At 63.2% G+C, this 13,774-nt stretch carries 14 protein-coding genes; 11 read left to right on the forward strand and 3 right to left on the reverse strand.

Annotated elements, in window-relative coordinates:
- Positions 1-39: 39 nt before the first annotated feature.
- The gene (locus SO140_RS10835) at positions 40-1,491 is read left to right on the forward strand and encodes a glutamate synthase subunit beta (RefSeq protein ID WP_449377545.1); all 1,452 of its coding nucleotides are present in this window, start codon (positions 40-42) and stop codon (positions 1,489-1,491) included.
- Between the two features lie 160 nt (positions 1,492-1,651).
- On the opposite strand, the gene SO140_RS10840 is transcribed toward SO140_RS10835, so the two are convergent.
- Together SO140_RS10840 and SO140_RS10845 are read right to left on the reverse strand one after the other, a co-directional pair.
- Positions 1,652-1,912 (reverse strand): hypothetical protein, encoded by a 261-nt coding sequence (locus tag SO140_RS10840; protein WP_449377546.1) that lies wholly within the window; start codon positions 1,910-1,912, stop codon positions 1,652-1,654.
- Positions 1,913-1,924: 12 nt separating this feature from the next.
- Positions 1,925-3,673, reverse strand: a complete 1,749-nt coding sequence (locus SO140_RS10845; protein WP_449377547.1) for an outer membrane beta-barrel protein — start codon at positions 3,671-3,673, stop codon at positions 1,925-1,927.
- Positions 3,674-3,875: 202 nt separating this feature from the next.
- Here SO140_RS10845 and SO140_RS10850 point away from each other — a divergent pair, with 202 nt between their 5' ends.
- Positions 3,876-4,883, forward strand: a complete 1,008-nt coding sequence (locus tag SO140_RS10850; protein ID WP_449377548.1) for a KpsF/GutQ family sugar-phosphate isomerase — start codon at positions 3,876-3,878, stop codon at positions 4,881-4,883.
- A gap of 141 nt (positions 4,884-5,024) precedes the next feature.
- Here SO140_RS10850 and SO140_RS10855 read toward each other — a convergent pair whose 3' ends face one another.
- A complete protein-coding gene (locus tag SO140_RS10855) occupies positions 5,025-5,579 on the reverse strand; it encodes a carboxymuconolactone decarboxylase family protein (RefSeq protein WP_449377549.1) in 555 nt (184 codons plus the stop codon).
- Positions 5,580-5,651: 72 nt separating this feature from the next.
- On the opposite strand from SO140_RS10855, the gene SO140_RS10860 reads away from it, so the two are divergent.
- The 9 genes from SO140_RS10860 to SO140_RS10900 all read left to right on the forward strand — a co-directional run bounded on the left by SO140_RS10860 (position 5,652) and on the right by SO140_RS10900 (position 13,640).
- Positions 5,652-5,975 carry a winged helix-turn-helix transcriptional regulator gene (locus tag SO140_RS10860; protein WP_449377550.1) on the forward strand — a complete coding sequence of 108 codons (324 nt, stop codon included), beginning with the start codon at positions 5,652-5,654 and terminating at the stop codon, positions 5,973-5,975.
- A gap of 329 nt (positions 5,976-6,304) precedes the next feature.
- Positions 6,305-7,360, forward strand: a complete 1,056-nt coding sequence (locus SO140_RS10865; protein WP_449377551.1) for a site-specific integrase — start codon at positions 6,305-6,307, stop codon at positions 7,358-7,360.
- A gap of 526 nt (positions 7,361-7,886) precedes the next feature.
- Entirely contained in the window at positions 7,887-8,783 is an 897-nt protein-coding gene (locus SO140_RS10870) for a hypothetical protein (RefSeq protein WP_449377552.1), read from the forward strand.
- An 80-nt stretch (positions 8,784-8,863) separates the two neighbouring features.
- The gene (locus SO140_RS10875; protein WP_449377584.1) at positions 8,864-9,070 is read left to right on the forward strand and encodes a helix-turn-helix domain-containing protein; all 207 of its coding nucleotides are present in this window, start codon (positions 8,864-8,866) and stop codon (positions 9,068-9,070) included.
- A gap of 116 nt (positions 9,071-9,186) precedes the next feature.
- A complete protein-coding gene (locus SO140_RS10880) occupies positions 9,187-9,471 on the forward strand; it encodes a helix-turn-helix transcriptional regulator (protein WP_449377553.1) in 285 nt (94 codons plus the stop codon).
- Positions 9,472-9,624: 153 nt separating this feature from the next.
- On the forward strand, positions 9,625-10,230 hold the full coding sequence (locus SO140_RS10885) for a class I SAM-dependent methyltransferase (protein ID WP_449377554.1): 606 nt from the start codon (positions 9,625-9,627) through the stop codon (positions 10,228-10,230).
- Positions 10,227-10,547, forward strand: a complete 321-nt coding sequence (locus tag SO140_RS10890; protein ID WP_449377555.1) for a TSCPD domain-containing protein — start codon at positions 10,227-10,229, stop codon at positions 10,545-10,547. Before SO140_RS10885 ends, SO140_RS10890 begins: the two co-directional genes overlap by 4 nt.
- Positions 10,544-12,232: a hypothetical protein gene (locus SO140_RS10895; RefSeq protein WP_449377556.1), complete on the forward strand. Its 1,689-nt coding sequence runs from the start codon at positions 10,544-10,546 to the stop codon at positions 12,230-12,232. The genes SO140_RS10890 and SO140_RS10895 overlap by 4 nt, the downstream gene beginning before the upstream one ends.
- A complete protein-coding gene (locus SO140_RS10900; protein WP_449377557.1) occupies positions 12,225-13,640 on the forward strand; it encodes a hypothetical protein in 1,416 nt (471 codons plus the stop codon). Before SO140_RS10895 ends, SO140_RS10900 begins: the two co-directional genes overlap by 8 nt.
- The last annotated feature ends 134 nt before the right edge of the window (positions 13,641-13,774 follow it).

Genomic DNA, 13,774 nt, shown 5'->3' on the forward strand with positions numbered 1-13,774 from the left:
AAGAAACAAACGAATTAAGCGGCAGGGACTTCGGGTTTTATGGGCAAGATCACGGGCTTTCTCGAAATCGAACGGTATGATCGCAAGTACACCCCGGTCGCCGAGCGCTTGAAGCATTTCAACGAATTCGTCGTTCCGCTCTCGGAGAAGGAAACGCGCGACCAGGCCGCGCGCTGCATGAATTGCGGCATTCCCTACTGCCACGGCACCGGCTCGGTCGCGCCGGGCACGCCCGGCTGCCCGGTCAACAACCAGATTCCCGATTTCAATGACCTCGTCTATCAGGGCAATTGGGAAGAGGCTTCGCGCAACCTGCACTCGACCAACAACTTCCCGGAGTTCACGGGCCGCATCTGTCCTGCGCCGTGTGAAGCCTCCTGCACGCTCAACATCGACGACAACCCGGTCACCATCAAGACCATCGAATGCGCGATCGTCGACCGCGCCTGGGAGAACGGCTGGCTGAGGCCCGAGATCAACACCGAGAAGACCGGCAAGAAGGTCGCCGTGATCGGCTCGGGTCCGGCCGGCATGGCCTGCGCGCAGCAGCTCGCACGCGCCGGTCATGACGTGCATGTCTACGAGAAGTTCGCCAAGGCCGGCGGCCTGCTCCGCTACGGCATCCCCGACTTCAAGATGGAGAAGGGTATCATCGACCGCCGCATCGCACAGATGGAGGCGGAGGGCGTCACCTTCCACTACAACAGCCATGTCGGCGCCGCCGGCAACGTCGATCCGCGCGAACTGCTCAACGAGTACGACGCCATCGCGCTGACGGGCGGCGCAGAAGCCCCGCGCGACCTGCCGATCCCCGGCCGCGACCTCGATGGCATCCATTACGCGATGGACTTCCTGCCGCAGCAGAACCGTCGCAATTCCGAGGAGCCTTTGAACGGCGTCACCGACATCCTCGCCGGCGGCAATCACGTCGTCGTCATCGGCGGCGGCGACACCGGGAGCGACTGCATCGGCACCTCGCTGCGCCAGGGCGCCAAGACCGTGACCCAGCTCGAGATCATGCCGGCGCCGCCTGAGCGCGAGAACAAGGGCCTGACCTGGCCGAACTGGCCGCTCAAGATGCGCACGTCGTCGAGCCAGGCCGAAGGCGCGATCCGCGAATACGCCGTGCTGACGCAAAAGTTCTCTGGCGAGAACGGCAAGGTCAAGAAGCTGCACTGCGTGCGCGTCGACGACAAGTTCAAGCCGATGGCCGGCACCGAGTTCGAACTCGACGCCGAGCTGGTCTTGCTCGCGATGGGTTTCGTGCACCCCGTGCACGAGGGCCTGCTCAAGCTCCTGTCGGTCGACCTCGACCCGCGCGGCAACGTCAAGGCCAACACGCTCGACTACCAGACCTCGCGCCCCAACGTCTTCTCCGCCGGCGACATGCGCCGCGGCCAGTCGCTGGTGGTGTGGGCGATCCGCGAGGGGCGACTGTGCGCGCGCTCGATCGACACGTTCCTGATGGGGAAGACGGACCTGCCGCGGTAGTTTTTCGCTCCGCCGCCAGTTTCACGCACACTGTCATCGCCCGCGAAAAGCGGGCGATCCAGTATTCCAGAGGCGGTGACGAATACGGAGAAGCCACGGCGTACTGGATGCCCCGCCTTCGCGGGGCATGACGGCGGAGTGAAGGGATAGCGAGCGGACCTCAACCCAGGACGTGCGGGAAGTGCTTTGCATCCCACTCGTCGAGTCGGAACAGCACCTTACCGTATTCGAGAAGCTTGTCGTTCGGTCGATAGGCGCGCGTCGAAACTTCAACGTCCGACGGTATTGGCATCAAGTGAAAATGCTCGTTAGTCTGACTTAGGGCCAGCAGTTCCTTGACGAGAAGGTCTCGGCCTTCAGGATTAAGCCACAGTTCGAATTCTCCAGCCGAGTTGATGTCTAACGTAATTCGAGCTGCCATAATTGCTCTCCCTCAATTCTGCATCCTCACCCCCAGCATCACCACCGTCCCCGCTGAACCCGCGCCGACGACGTTCGAATCCAGGATGTCGTGGCGCAGGCTGCCCTTGATCCAGAGGTTGCGGTTGAGCTTGTAGATGATGTCGCCTTCGATCGAGTAGGTCTTGTCGTTGCGGTTCTGGCCCTGATAGTCGAGCGTGCCGTAGGTGAACTTGCCGATGCCGGTGAGCCAGCGGCGGAAGTCGTGGTCGACCTCGGCGGTGTAGGTGCGCACCAGCACGCCGGAGGCGCCGGGGATCGTGGTCTCGGCGAGCTGCGTATCGGTGAAGAATTTCACGGTGGTGAGCCCGCTGGCGTTCCAGATTAGCGAGCCCGTGGTCAGGAAGCCGCTGAGCTGGCTGAGCCGCGGGTCGACATAGTTGCGCGCGGCGTAGCCGATCGAGATTTCGCCGGTGAGGATGCGCGAGAACTCGAAGGACGTGCCGACCTTGGCATAGCCGCCGTTTGAATCGCGCAAATAGCCGTTGCGGTCGGCGGCCTGGTCGTGAACGCGGGTGTCGCCCTCGATCTCCAGGAACGGCTTCAGACCCGGCTTGAGATCGTAGGAGAAGCGGCCGATGCCGCCGTACTGGTTGAAGTCGCGATCGTCGTTGCTGGAAACCGTGCCGTCGGTGAGTTTCGAGTTGGTGTAGGCGGTGCGATCGACCGTGGCACCGGCGGCGACCTCGAAACGATTGAAGGTCTGGTCGACGCCGAGCGTCGTGCCGTAGGTGGCGTAGATCGGATATTTCTGCAGTCCGGCCTGGATGTTCGGGCTGCCGGGATTGTCGGTGGCAAGGCGCAGGCGGAGCTGCGAGGTCAGCTTGAGATCGCGATCGACGTCGATGCGGCCGTCGACATGGCCGGTGAAATCCGGCCGATCGATCTCGACGGGCGCCGGCGAGGCGACGCCATCGATCGTCGCAGGCAACTGGTTGCCATAACCGGTGAATGAGCCGCGCAGGTCCGCGACTAGCGCGTGGCGCTCCCAGTCGGACATCACGACGAGCTCGGGCGCCACGACATAGAGCGGCGAGCCGATCGGCTTGTTGAGCCGCGCCGGGTTGGTGTCGTAGCCGCCGGAGAGCTCGAGCGCACCCTTGATCAGGAAGCTGCCGGCGTAGTCACCGACGGGACCGAACGGGTCGTCGTCCAGCTTGAGGCGCCGGCGCAGCGGCTGGCCCGGCACGGTGCCTGCCATCGCCGCCGGCACCGGCGTCTTGTTGGCGGTCTCCGATGGCGGCGGCGCGATGCGCGGCTGGCCGATGCCGGGCGTGGACGTCGCGGTCGGGGCCGGGGTACCGGGGCCGGGCGCACGCTTCGGCTTCGGCTGTCCGGGATAGAGCTTGGGCTGCTGCCGCTTGCGATTGAGTGAGTCATAGCCCGAGGCGCCAGAGCCATTGGCCGCGGGCAGGCCATAAGTCGGCACCTGACCGACGCGCGATGGCGCCGGTGTGTCCTTGTTCTTGCGTGGATCGGCGCTGGGATCGGGCAACGCCGGCAAGGCGTCCGACGGCGGCTGCGCAAATGTGGTCGTGGCCGTCCGCCGCGTCGGCAGCGTGTCAGGCGAGACGAAGCCGCCGCGATTCGGATTGAAGAGGTCTGGCGTGAGGCTCTGGGCGACAGCGGGCGCACTCTCCAGCACGGTCAGCGCAAGGCATGACAAGGCGGCGCGCAAGACGTGCGCGCGTTTGCTCCGGCTCCTGCCTGGAGACGACCCCACGATGGAAAAAACTCCAACGACTTCAGACACTTCAGCAATGGCTTCCGCGGAGGACGCGGGTACCATCGTTAAAGGAGTTAAAACAATTATGGTTAATGAGCCGTTGAGGACGGAGGTACGCGCGTCGCCTCCCTGCCACGACCGTGCTAAGCAGACGGCCACGGGCAAACAGGGTTTGCCGACCTCTTCCCTGGATCAAAGCATGCCGAGCTCGAAACCGCTGATGACCGCATCATCCGGCCCCGCTTCTCCCGACATCGAATCCGCGCTGCGCACGCTGGAGACAGAGAGCGGCGGCATCGGCGCACTCGCCAGCGCGCTGAAGGGACCGCTAGGGGCGAGCTTCACGGCGGCGATCGACAAGATCCGCAACGCCAAGGGGCGCGTCGTCGTCACCGGGCTCGGCAAGTCCGGCCACATGGCGCGCAAGATCGCAGCGACCCTGGCCTCGACCGGCACGCCCGCCTTCTTCGTCCACGCTGCCGAAGCCGGCCATGGCGATCTCGGCATGATCACCACCGACGACGTCATCATGGCGCTGTCCTGGTCCGGCGAGCAGCCGGAGATGAAGAACCTCGTGAATTATTCGGCGCGCTTCGCGATTCCCATGATCGCGGTGACGTCGAACGCAGGCTCCGCGCTCGGACAGGCCGCCGATATCGTGATCGAGCTGCCCAAGGCGCGCGAGGCCTGCCCGCACAATCTGGCGCCGACCACCTCGACCCTGATGCAGGCCGCGATCGGCGATGCCATCGCGATCGCCCTGCTGGAGGGGCGCGGCTTCACGGCGCTGGAGTTCGCGCATTTCCACCCCGGAGGAAAACTCGGCGCGATGCTGAAATTCGTGCGCGACTACATGCGCACCGGCGCGGAGATTCCCGTCAAGCCGCTCGGCACGAAGATGTCGGACGCGGTGGTCGAGATGTCGGCCAAGGGCCTCGGCTGCGTCTGCATCGTAAGCGACGCGGGCGAGATCGCCGGCATCATCACCGACGGCGATTTGCGCCGCCACATGCGGCCCGACCTCCTGACCGCGACCGTCGACGACATCATGACGAAGCAGCCGAAGACGGTGCCGCCCTCCATGCTCGCGACCGAGATGCTGGAGGTGCTGAACACGAGCAAGATCACGACGCTGATCGTGGCCGAAGCAAGCAAGCCGGTTGGCATCGTGCACCTGCACGATCTCTTGCGGGCGGGCGTGGCTTAGTCCGACTGCTGCCTCCTCTCCGTCATTACGAGCGCAGCGATGCAATCCAGAATGCGACCGCGGAGGTTCTGGATTGCTTCGTTGCTTCCGCCTTCGCTCTTCGAGCTACGGCGGACAAGTCGCTCCTCGCAATGACGACGCTTAGAGCGCTGGAAACCGCGCCGCCTTCTCCTCCAGCGGCAATCTCAGCCCGTTCGCCAGATACGACACCGTGCGGTAGACCCCGCAGAGCATCATGATCTCCAAGATCTGCGCGTCGTCGTAATGCGCTGCGAGCGCCGCGAACTCCGCATCATCAAGCGTCGCGCGATGATGCAGGGCATCGACGGCCGCGATCAGCGCCCGCTCAGTCGCAGACCAGCAGGTTGAAGTCGCATCGCCATGAGCGGTGGCGCGGACCTGTTCATCCGTGAGACCCGCAGCTCCCGCGAAGATCGCGACGTGCACGCCCCATTCATATTCGCATGTGTTCAGTGCGCAGGTGCGGTCGATGACGATCTCGCGCGCACGCAAGGACAGTGGCCCCGGGTCCAGGAGGCTGCTGGCGCGAAACTTGTCCCAGGCGCGCTTGTGTCCTGCCATTACCCGGAACAGCATCAAGGGCGGCGCACCGCGCATGATGCGGTTGAACTGCTCATCGATCTCGGACGGGTATGGCGGATCCAGCGGTGCGATGCGCGGTGCGGCAGGTGACATGGCCAACCTCTATGCTACAATAACTGTAGCAACGTACGCTACACTATATGTAGCAACATGCAAGAGGCAGACATGGTGAGGCAGGTCGGGCAACGCAGCGTACGCGGCTCACGCACGGGCCGGCCGATCATGGCGCTGCTGGACCTCTTGGGGAAACGCTGGTCGTTGCGGATCCTGTGGGAATTGCGCGGCGCCCCCCTCACCTCTCGCGCGCTACGCAGCGCCTGCGACGAGGCATCCCCCACGGTGCTGCAGGCGCGGCTGACGGAATTGCGCGAGGCGGGTTTCGTAGAACTTGGGGAGGCCGGCGGCTACAGCCTGACGCCGCTCGGGCGGGAATTGTGCGAGACCTTCATGCCGCTGCACCGGTTTGCGGAAAAGTGGCGAAAGAATTGAGCAAAGCGTAGCGCCTTGCTCAATGCCTTCCCTTCTCCCGCAAGGGGAGAAAGTGCACTCCATAGAGCTCCATACAGCTCCATGCAACTCCACTAAGCAATTGTACTTGCTGGATTTATCTTCACCGCGCTACAGTGTGGTCCATACTCCTCCACCCCCATCGTGGGGACATTTTGAGGGATACTATGGCCCGCCTGACACGTTCTGCATTTCTTGAAAACCGTACTGCACGTTTGAAGCTCGCGATTAGAAAGAAACCTTATGGCGTCTTGATCGCGCCCGGCATCCACCTTTGCTATCGCCGCAACTCAGGCCCGGGCACATGGTCAGTGAAGTGCAACGGCTGGCTCAAGCGCTTCGCGTTGGCCGACGATCACGAGGACGCGAACGGCGGAAGCCTGATGACGTACTGGCAGGCATTGGAGCAGGCCAAGACGCTGGCGCGTGCTGGCGAGTGCAACAACGAGCAGCCGATCAGCGTTGCTGAAGCCGTTGACGCCTATGAAACCGATCTCGAAACCCGCGGCGGGCGCAAGTACAACGCGACCCAGCTCCGCTTGCACCTAACCGACGCTTTGAACAGCAAGGCAGTCGCGCTGCTCACCGAGCGCGAGCTGCGAGACTGGCGCGCCGGCCTGGTGAAGAAGGGGCTGAAGCCTTCCTCCGCCGATCGCATCGGTCGAGCGCTGAAGGCGGCGCTAGCGCTCGCTGCCAGGAACGACAAGCGCATCACCAATGTCGCCGCATGGAAGAACGGCCTGAAGAAACTGCCCGACAGCGAGGTCGCTCGCAACGTCATCCTGCCGGATAACACGGTGGCAGCCTTGGTGAGCGGCTCATATGATGAAGCCCGCGACTTTGGCCTGCTGATCGACGTTTTGGCCGAGACAGGCGCTCGCGAAAGCCAGGTCTTCCGGCTAACTCCCGCTGATCTGCAAGATCATCCGACCGTTCCCCGCTTGATGATGCCAACCAGCCGAAAGGGCAAGAACCGGAAGGTCGAATATCGCCCGCTGCCGATCTCGACGCGGCTGGCGAAGGCGCTGCGGCAACAGGCGAACGGCCGGGCCGCGCACTCGCCGCTGTTCGGCAAGATGTGGAACTTGGCCAAGACCTTCCGTTCGGTCGTCGAACGTCTTGGGCTTGGGCCCGAGGTGACGCCGTATGCGCTGCGGCATTCATCGATAGTCCGGCAGTTGCTCAAGGCCGTGCCAGCTCGCGTTGTCGCTGCGCATCACGATACGTCGATTGCGATGATCGAGCGAAACTACAGCCGTTACATTCTCGGCGATTCAACCGAGGCGCTCACGCGCGCGGCATTGCTCGATCTCGGTGCGCCGGCGAACTTGGCCGACGTTGTTCCGCCGGCACGGCTCGCATCATAACTCTTTGCACTGTCCACGTTGGAATTGATCTCTCATTGCATCCTGGTGCACGAGGTCTCGCTCGCGCAGGGTAACGTCATCCAATGACCTCATCCCCAAGAAGAAGCCCCCTCGTCCTGATCCGCTATGAGTCCCTCACAAGGAAGCTCGGTGGTTCGTTGGAGCCGCCTAGCGCTCGTTAAGCGGCAAGGCAAAGATCCTTGAAAGTGTGCTCAAATTGAAGCAGCGGGGTCGACCCGTAAATTCGCACACAAGCCCAAAAATCTGAAACTCGCCGAAAGAGCCGCGCGTCTCAGAAAGCACGGCAAGACCTGGGAGGATGTTGCCCAGGAGCTGTGTGGGCAGAGAAGCGAACCACCGTCCGCACGGCACATTCAATTCCTCGTTAAGCCCGGACTATGTGTCCGGGTTGGAAGCAAGGTGTACGGGACGTAAGCTGACCATCGGCGCGGATAGGAGGCATCCGACAAGCCGGCTCGCACCACCGGTTTCCGCGCACCTCACGGGTGCTTGGAGGTGCGCGCGAATGACTGACGAGCCACACGACACTGACCCCGATGTGCTGCGTGACCGCCTGCTCATGCAGGCTGAGCGCGGCGAGATCACGGGGGAGCGGGCCGAGACCGAGGCAGCTGCACATGGCCTCGAGTCGTTCGAGAGAAAGCCTGAACTTCCTCGCTTCGATCCAAAACTCAAATCTCACTGGTCGATCGTGATGGCGGTGGCGTGGATTGCGTGGCGCCATTTCGAACTGGTCAGGGAGCAGGATCCTGAGTTTTGTTCGGAGTGTTTTCATTGGATCAGTCGCGAGCTGAAAGAACGCCCGAAGGATGTCGAGCCTGTGAAGCGCATCGGATATTTTTTGGAGGCGCGCTCCGCGCCGACGTTGAGCCGCTTGGCGCTACTGGATGGAGTGTTGCGGGTTCGCGGCAATGTTCCTTTGACCGCTAAGATGACGATCCAGGACGCAGAGGCCGCACTGTGGCGCGCGTTGTCGGAAGGTCATTTGATGGCCGAAGGCGTCGACGCCGATGGCGCGGTGGTCGAGGTTCCATCGCGAGCGTGGGCTCATCTTCGGCTGTTTAACGACAGCGGGCGGGAAACTTTGAGGTACGTGCATAGCCGGACCGAGCCATTCACCGCGGTAACACTGCGGCGCAGCGATCTGTTACGGCTGTGGCCTGACCCGCCGGTTACTGCAAAGACTGCCACCGGCTGCCGGGAGTGGCTGATCAGAGAAATGCAGGCCTCACCTGCCGCCTCGCTGAAATCAAAGGATGAATTCTTCCGGATTGCCAACCAAAAGTTTGGCATCAGCCGAAGGTCGTTCGATACTGCGTGGAAAATGGCAATTGAAATAACAGGAGCGGACTGGTCTGCCGCGGGACGGCGCTCAAAAAAATCGAATCACCGCGCCAACTGAAATTGTGGAGGGTATTTCGAGCCCCGCAACGTCCCTAGAGATGCAGGATGAGTTATGTGCGTCCTACGGAGGTTGTCCTTATGTCGATCTCGCCACACGCATCATCCGCAACCGTCCAGCCGGTCCTGCTCTCGATCAGCGAGGCTGCCCAGCTCTTGGGGATTGGCCGATCAACGTTGTATGGCCTGCTTAGCGACGGAGATTTATCGGGGCTCAAGATCGGTGCAAGGACGTTGATCAGGCGCACTGACCTCGAAGCCCTTCTAGAGCGCCTACCGCGGAAATGACCGACGCCGCAGAGCAGCGCCGGTCGGAATTGGATTACGTCGAGACAGCCGAAATCTAGTCCTGATCAACGCAGTTGCCAAGCGGCGTCGGCCCCTCAACCCCAGAGGAGTCGAGCATGCCGAAATCCCGAACCCAGTTCGCTGCTGTCGGGCCGCCTCCACTGCCAACGCCGCGCCTGGCGCTCAGTATTCCGGAGTTTTGCAAGGCCCACGGCATCAGCGAGGGATTCTTCTACAAGCTGAAAAAGCAAGGTGAAGGCCCACGCGAGATGAAGGTGGGAGCGCGCACGCTGATCTCGTTTGAGTCTGCCGCAGAATGGCGTCGCGCGCGGGAAGCCCAGCACAACCAAGACCATCGCGAGGCCGCGCAATCCGTGCAGTCCGGTGATGCCCATGGCTGAAAAAGACTCTTCCGACGCCGATCTGATCGCTTTTAATGCCGCGCGGACCGTAGAGGAAATTCGGCACCCTTGGCGGGCCGAAGCGAGAAAGCCCCCGCTCGCTGACGCGAATTCCGACCGACAGGCAGCCTTCGAGGACGAGGGGTTGCCGTCATGCTGATCCGTCACCCCGATTCCGCCCGCGGCAACGATCTCTACGAAACGCCCGAGGTTGCCACGCTCGCGCTGCTGCGCGCCGAACCGCTTCCGCGGACGATCTGGGAGCCAGCCTGCGGTCGCGGCGCCATTGTGCGGGTACTTCGTGATGCCGGTCATCGGGTAATCGCGACTGATCTGTTCGATTACAATTCGCCGGATCAGGACCATGCCGATCGCGACTTTCTGCTGGAGCGTAAGGCGCCCGACGGCGTGGAGATGATCGTCACTAATCCTCCGTTTAAGTTGGCGGCACAATTTGCGGCCCATGCTCTATCGCTGTGCCCACGCGTGGCGATGCTGTTGCGCCTCTCGTTTCTTGAAAGCGGCAACGAGAAAACGAAGGCCGGACGGGCGCGACTGCTCGCCCTCGATGGTGGCCACCTGGCGCGGGTTATTATTTTTATCGACCGCCTGCCGATGATGCACCGTCATGACTGGACCGGGAATCGCGTTTCAAATCCAACCGCGTTTGCCTGGTTCGTCTGGGAGCGCGGTCATTCCGGTAAGGCACGAATCTCTCGTATTTGGTGGAGGCGAGGTGTGGTGGAGGCGCGGGCATGACCAGGCGGGTCCTTCCCCAGCGCCGGGCCGCAAAGACCTTCCACATGCGGTTTTGGAACCAAGCGTTCACGGTCACAGTCGGATTCTTCGAAGACGGCACGCCGGGCGAAGTCTTCATCGACAGCCGCAAGACCGGCGGTGACGTAGAGGCCGTCGCAAGAGACGCGGCGGTGACGCTGAGCCTTGGCCTGCAACACGGCGTCCCGATCGAATCCATCCGGCACGCCGTCACCCGCAACGGGGCATCCGGCGCACCGGCATCGATTATCGGCGCGGTCATCGACGCCGTCGCCGATCACGACAAGGTGCCGCGATGAGTCGCACCACAGCCCCGCCGCCGGAGATTGTGCTCACCAGGCTCACCAAGGCCGGCGGGCCGCTGACCAAGCAGATTTCCCTTGCTGCCGACGGCACGCTGATCAAGGACGGTTCGGCCTGCGTGATGACCCGCGGCACGGCCGAGCGCGTCAGGGTTGCCGGCGTCGCTGCGCTCGGCGCGTTGATCGAAAACCTGACGCCGTCACAGGCGCTCGCGCTCGGCACCTTGCGTGTGGACCTGCCTGATAAGGTCAAGGTCGCCACCAAGAAGACGGTTAACGGCGCGACACGACCGGACATCATCGCCCGCACCGGCGCCAACATCGTCTATCACGGCCCGGCATTCGCCCTGCTTGACTACGACACCAAGGCGATGCCGGCTAGTGTCAAGGCCGAGCTGCAACAGCGCGGTGACTTCTGGCCGGCATTGCTGACGGTGCTGCCGGCCCTGGCCGACGTGGCCCGCGTGATGCGGAGCTCGACCAGCGCCGGATTATCGCGCACTGACACCGGAGCCGCGTTGCCGGGCTCGGATGGAATCCACGTCTATGTCACGGTGAAAGACGGCACTGATGTCGAGCGATTCCTGCGGGCGTTGCACGAGCGATGCTGGTTGGCGGGTTTTGGCTGGATCATGGTTTCCAGCAGTGGCGCCCTGCTCGAACGCTCGATCGTCGACCGGATGGTCGGCGGACCGGAGCGTCTGGTGTTCGAAGGCGGGCCGGTGCTGGCGCCGCCGCTACAGCAGGACAAGAACAGCCGTCGTCCGATCACCATTGATGGAGCGACGCTCGACACCATGGCGGCGTGCCCGCCGCTATCGCTGATCGAGCGATCGCGGCTCGAGGAGCTGAAGGCCCGGGAGCGCGAGCGGCTGGCGCCGGCGACGGCCAAGGCGCGCGAGACATTCGTCGGTGTACAGGCCAGGAAGCTGGTCGCGCGCACCGGCCTGTCTGCGAGCGCCGCGAGAGCCGTGATCCTCCGCCAGTGCGAGGGAATTCTGCGGTCGGATGTCGAGCTGCCGTTCGATGACAAGGCGCTGGCCGGGTGCACTGTCGGCGATGTGCTGGCGGATCCTGATCGCTTCGTGGGAGAGACGCTGGCGGACCCGCTGGAAGGCGTCGACTACGGGCGTTGCAAGGCGAAGATCATGCGTCGGGACGACGGCACACCGTGGATCCACTCGTTCGCCCACGGCCGCACCGTCTATGAGCTCAAGCTCGACGCCGGCGCGTTGCGCAAGGCGATGGAGAAGGCGGCAAAGGATGACGTCGTTGTGACGTTCGCGAGGGCGGCAGCCGCCGCCGACCTCGACGCGGTCGAGCTGGCGGAGCTGCGGCAGCTGGCGAAGACGCTCTCCGGCGCCGGCCTGCGCGTGATCGATGGCGCGCTCAAGGCCGCCCAGCAGCAGCACGCCATGCAGAACGCCGACGCCGCACGTGCCCGGGAGGCAGCCCGCCGACAAGACCCGCGGCCGCATATCCGCTCGCCATTGCACGACGAGCCCTGGCTGCCGCAGATGGAAGTGCTGAACGAGGTCATCGGTGGAGTGATCTCCGCCAAGCCGCCGTCACGCGACATCGATGGGGACGCGATGTGGGTGCGCAAGCTCCCCGTACCCAACACGCACGCCTTCAGCCAGTCGGAAGTGAATGTCGAACCAGAGGAGACGACGAATGACTAGTTTGCCACCGCCCGAGCAATGGGTGCTTTGCAAAATGAACGAGATGGAACTCGCTGAGATGATCGAGGAGCAAATCGATTATTACACTGTGGACAAGGATGGCACTGTTCGCTCAGTGCATTTGCCGACGCCCTTCGTGCGACATTTTATGCGGCGGCACGACGACGTCCTGCCGACAATCGTTGCGATCGCGACGGCCCCCATCGTGCTGGCCTGTGGAGAGTTGCTGGCACCGGACGGCCTTGATCGCGAGCGCGGCATCCAGTTCGTCATCCAGGATGAGCTGCGAGCGGTCATTCCGAAACGCAAGGATTGCACGCAGGACGCGGTTAAGGCGGCGATGAAATTCCTATGGGATGAGTGGCTGTGCGACGTCGCCACCGACACCACCGGCAAGGCGACCCTCATTGCCGCCGCGCTCACCCTGATCGAGCGCTCCCTGCTGCCTGACCGGCCGAGCTTCTTCGTCACCGCCGGGCGGCGCGGCGGCGGAAAAACGACGACGTTGACCATGCTGATCATGGCGGTCACCGGACTGTGGCCGGCAGCCGCGGCGTGGTCGACCAATGAGGAGGAGAGGCGCAAGGCGCTGATGAGCTACTTCCTGCTCGGAGTAAGCTACATTCTATGGGACAACATTGCGCGCGGCACGCAGATCTCATGCCCGCACATCGAGAAGTCCTGCACGGCGGCATATTATTCCGACCGCAAGCTCGGCGTCTCCGAGATGGTCGCCACTGCCGCCTCGACCATCCACTTCTTCACCGGCAACAATATCGGGGCGAGGGGTGACCTGGCCTCGCGCAGCCTGCATATCCGCCTCGACGTCGACCGCGTCGACCCCGAGAACCGGCCGTTCACACACCCGGACCCGACCGGTTGGACCGAGAACCACCGCGCCGAGATCCTGGCGGCGCTCTACACCATTCTGCTCGGCAACCCGCAGCTCAAGGCGCCGCGCGACGCCGCGGGCAAGACCAGATTCAAGATGTGGTGGCGACTGGTTGGTTCGGCGGTCGAGAACGCCGCCAGGCTGGCCGGAGAGGAGCTCGATTTCCAGAAGCTGTTCATCACGCAGGAAGAGGACGACGAGGAATCGGTATCACTCGCCGACGTGCTCGAAATCCTGGCGAAGCACTGGCCGGACAAGCAATTCACGGCCGGTGCGGTAGCGGGAATAATCAACGACTGGACGCCGAACGAGGACAAACAGGCGCTGCGCGACTTTTTGCTGCCGGGCGCCCTGGCCGGTCACGTGTTCGCGGCAAAGACCATCGCCCGATTACTGAGGCGGCACCTGGATGAGCCGGTTCGCAGCGGCGCGCGGACGCTCGTCCTGCGAAGGCAGCTGCACGCCCATTCGAAAGTATTCTTGTACCAAATCGAAAGCTTGAAGGATGGCGGGTGATTGTGGGGATTGCGGGCATTGCGGGTATCGTTTCAGGCCTCCCTCAACGACCCGTGCCAATTTCACACCGCCGCTTCAAATGTCAGCGACTGGATGTGTGAAGGGTGTTTGGGAAACCCGCAAAGCCCTCCAAG

It is taken from the genome of Bradyrhizobium sp. UFLA05-108 (assembly GCF_059803455.1).

What these genes read in the sequence shown, in the direction of transcription:
- SO140_RS10835 (WP_449377545.1), top strand. Translation starts at nt 40, where the DNA reads ATGGGCAAGATCACGGGCTTTCTCGAAATCGAACGGTATGATCGCAAG.
- SO140_RS10840 (WP_449377546.1), bottom strand. Translation starts at nt 1,912, where the DNA reads ATGGCAGCTCGAATTACGTTAGACATCAACTCGGCTGGAGAATTCGAA.
- SO140_RS10850 (WP_449377548.1), top strand. Translation starts at nt 3,876, where the DNA reads ATGCCGAGCTCGAAACCGCTGATGACCGCATCATCCGGCCCCGCTTCT.
- SO140_RS10855 (WP_449377549.1), bottom strand. Translation starts at nt 5,579, where the DNA reads ATGTCACCTGCCGCACCGCGCATCGCACCGCTGGATCCGCCATACCCG.
- SO140_RS10860 (WP_449377550.1), top strand. Translation starts at nt 5,652, where the DNA reads ATGGTGAGGCAGGTCGGGCAACGCAGCGTACGCGGCTCACGCACGGGC.
- SO140_RS10870 (WP_449377552.1), top strand. Translation starts at nt 7,887, where the DNA reads ATGACTGACGAGCCACACGACACTGACCCCGATGTGCTGCGTGACCGC.
- SO140_RS10875 (WP_449377584.1), top strand. Translation starts at nt 8,864, where the DNA reads ATGTCGATCTCGCCACACGCATCATCCGCAACCGTCCAGCCGGTCCTG.
- SO140_RS10880 (WP_449377553.1), top strand. Translation starts at nt 9,187, where the DNA reads ATGCCGAAATCCCGAACCCAGTTCGCTGCTGTCGGGCCGCCTCCACTG.
- SO140_RS10885 (WP_449377554.1), top strand. Translation starts at nt 9,625, where the DNA reads ATGCTGATCCGTCACCCCGATTCCGCCCGCGGCAACGATCTCTACGAA.
- SO140_RS10890 (WP_449377555.1), top strand. Translation starts at nt 10,227, where the DNA reads ATGACCAGGCGGGTCCTTCCCCAGCGCCGGGCCGCAAAGACCTTCCAC.
- SO140_RS10895 (WP_449377556.1), top strand. Translation starts at nt 10,544, where the DNA reads ATGAGTCGCACCACAGCCCCGCCGCCGGAGATTGTGCTCACCAGGCTC.
- SO140_RS10900 (WP_449377557.1), top strand. Translation starts at nt 12,225, where the DNA reads ATGACTAGTTTGCCACCGCCCGAGCAATGGGTGCTTTGCAAAATGAAC.